Genomic DNA, 2113 nt, shown 5'->3' with positions numbered 1-2113 from the left:
GGTCTGCGGCGTCGAAAGTTGGCGCAGCATCGCGTTATACGGGACGCTGGCCAGGTCACCGCACGCCGCCGTCGCGCCCATCAGTACCAGCCCCGCCCACAGGTAGCCGGGGCGGTCGTGGACGAAGAACATCGCACACGTGAGCGCGACGGCGAGCGCGGTCAGCACGCTCAGGGCCACCCGCCTGCGATGCGGTGACTCCACCCAGACGCCGACGGCCGGCGCCAGCAGCGCGACGGTCAACCCGGCGATTGCCGCCGCACGCCCCAACCAACTCGCCGGCGTGGTGCCGCCGGAGATGCCCACCCCCACGCTGCTGGTCAGGTACACGGCGAAGACGAAGGTCGCCACGATCGCGTTCAGGCCGGTGGAGCCGCAGTCCCACAGCGCCCACGCCACCACTCGGGACGGCACGGGCGTGAGAGAACGCGACGACGGCTGGCCCATGCCCGGCAGCCTATGTGTTCCGCAGTCGACCCGCCGCGCCCGGCTTCGCCGCGCTCGCGATCGCTGCGTTGTGTTCCGCAGTCGACCCGCCGCGCCCGGCTTCGCCGCGCTCGCGATCGCTGCGTTGTGTTGCGCAGTCGACCCGCCGCGCCCGGCCGCGCCGCGGCGGCTGTCTACGATTGGCTCATGCCGATCCCCGCTCCCAGCCCGGACGCGCGCGCCGTCGTCACCGGCGCTTCGCAGAACATCGGTGAAGCGCTAGCCACTGAACTGGCCGCCCGCGGCCACAGCCTGATCGTCACCGCCCGGCGCGAAGACCTGCTCAACGCGCTTGCCGCCCGCCTGAGCGACAAGTACCGCGTCGCGGTCGACGTGCGGCCCGCGGACCTGGCCGATCCCGGCGAACGCGCGAAGCTGTGCGACGAACTGGCCGCCCGGCCCATCTCGATCCTGTGCGCCAACGCCGGCACCGCGACCTTCGGTCCGGTGGCGACGCTGGACCCGGCGGTCGAGAAGGCCCAGCTGCAGCTGAATGTGCTGGGCGTGCACGACCTCACGCTCGCGGTGCTGCCCGGCATGGTCGAGCGCAGGGCCGGCGGCATCCTGATTTCCGGTTCGGCTGCGGGCAATTCGCCGATCCCCTACAACGCGACCTATGCGGCCAGCAAGGCGTTCGCGAACACCTTCAGCGAGTCGCTGCGCGGCGAACTGCGCAACTCGGGTGTACACGTCACGCTGCTGGCGCCGGGACCGGTGCGCACCGACCTCCCGGATGACGCCGAACGGTCGCTGGTCGAACGGCTGGTGCCGGACTTCCTGTGGATCTCGACCGAGCACACCGCGAAGCTGTCGCTGGATGCGTTGGCGCGCAACAAGATGCGGGTCGTACCGGGCCTGACGTCGAAGGCGATGTCGGTGGCCAGCGGGTACGCCCCCCGCGCTATCGTCGCGCCGATCGTGGGCAGCTTCTACAGGAAGCTCGGCGGCGGCTAAGGGTCAGCGGCGGCGGCCTCGGCCGGTGCCGAACAGGTTCTTCGTAATCTCGCGTATTGCCGTGTTGATCCCACTTTTCACGGTGGGGTTGTTCAGCACCTCCTCCCACACCGCGGGCCCTTTCGGCTCCGCCGGCGCCGGCATCGGTGGTGGAGGCTCGTTGCGCGGCACCGGCGGGTACTCCGACTGCGCCTGCGGCGCACCGGCGTGTCCGTCCCGCGGACCGGCCTGGGGCTGCGCCGGTCGTTGAACCGTTTGACCGTACTTCGCCTGCAGCGGACTGTCTTTCGCCGCCCGCGCGATCGCGTCGTCACCGATCGAAGCCATCAACGAGCGCGGCACCCGCATGCGGGTCCACGCGACGGGGGTGGGCGCGCCCTTCTCCGACAGCACGGTGACGACGGCCTCCCCGATGCCCAGCGATGTCAACGCCGATTCCAGGTCGTAAACATCGGTTTTCGGATAGGTCCGCACCGTCTTGGCCAACGCCTGCTGGTCGTCGGGGGTGAAGGCCCGCAGCGCGTGCTGGATTCGGGCACCCAGCTGGGAGAGCACGTCGTTGGGCAGGTCCGTGGGCAGCTGCGTGCAGAAGAACACCCCGACGCCCTTGGAGCGAATCAGCTTGACGGTCTGCTCGACCTGCTCGAGGAACGCCTTGGACGCGTCGGCGAAC

3 protein-coding genes are annotated in these 2113 nt (G+C 70.3%); 1 reads left to right on the top strand and 2 read right to left on the bottom strand.

The annotated features are described in order from the left end of the window. Positions 1–447: MFS transporter (locus A5713_RS04540; protein ID WP_369804368.1), on the bottom strand; the 447-nt coding region annotated here is incomplete at its 3' end. Between the two features lie 186 nt (positions 448–633). Here A5713_RS04540 and cmrA point away from each other — a divergent pair. Further along, entirely contained in the window at positions 634–1440 is an 807-nt protein-coding gene (gene cmrA / locus A5713_RS04535) for a mycolate reductase (protein ID WP_068092972.1), read from the top strand. A 3-nt stretch (positions 1441–1443) separates the two neighbouring features. Here the strand turns inward: cmrA and A5713_RS04530 are convergent. After that, on the bottom strand, positions 1444–2113 hold a 670-nt coding region (locus A5713_RS04530), incomplete at its 5' end, for a helicase HerA-like domain-containing protein (RefSeq protein WP_156751744.1).

It is taken from the genome of Mycobacterium sp. E2497, from assembly GCF_001668695.1.
In the GTDB taxonomy this organism is placed as follows: Bacteria; Actinomycetota; Actinomycetes; order Mycobacteriales; family Mycobacteriaceae; genus Mycobacterium.
The sequence above is the reverse complement of the archived record's forward strand: the minus strand, read 5'-3'. Positions and strand labels throughout refer to the sequence as shown.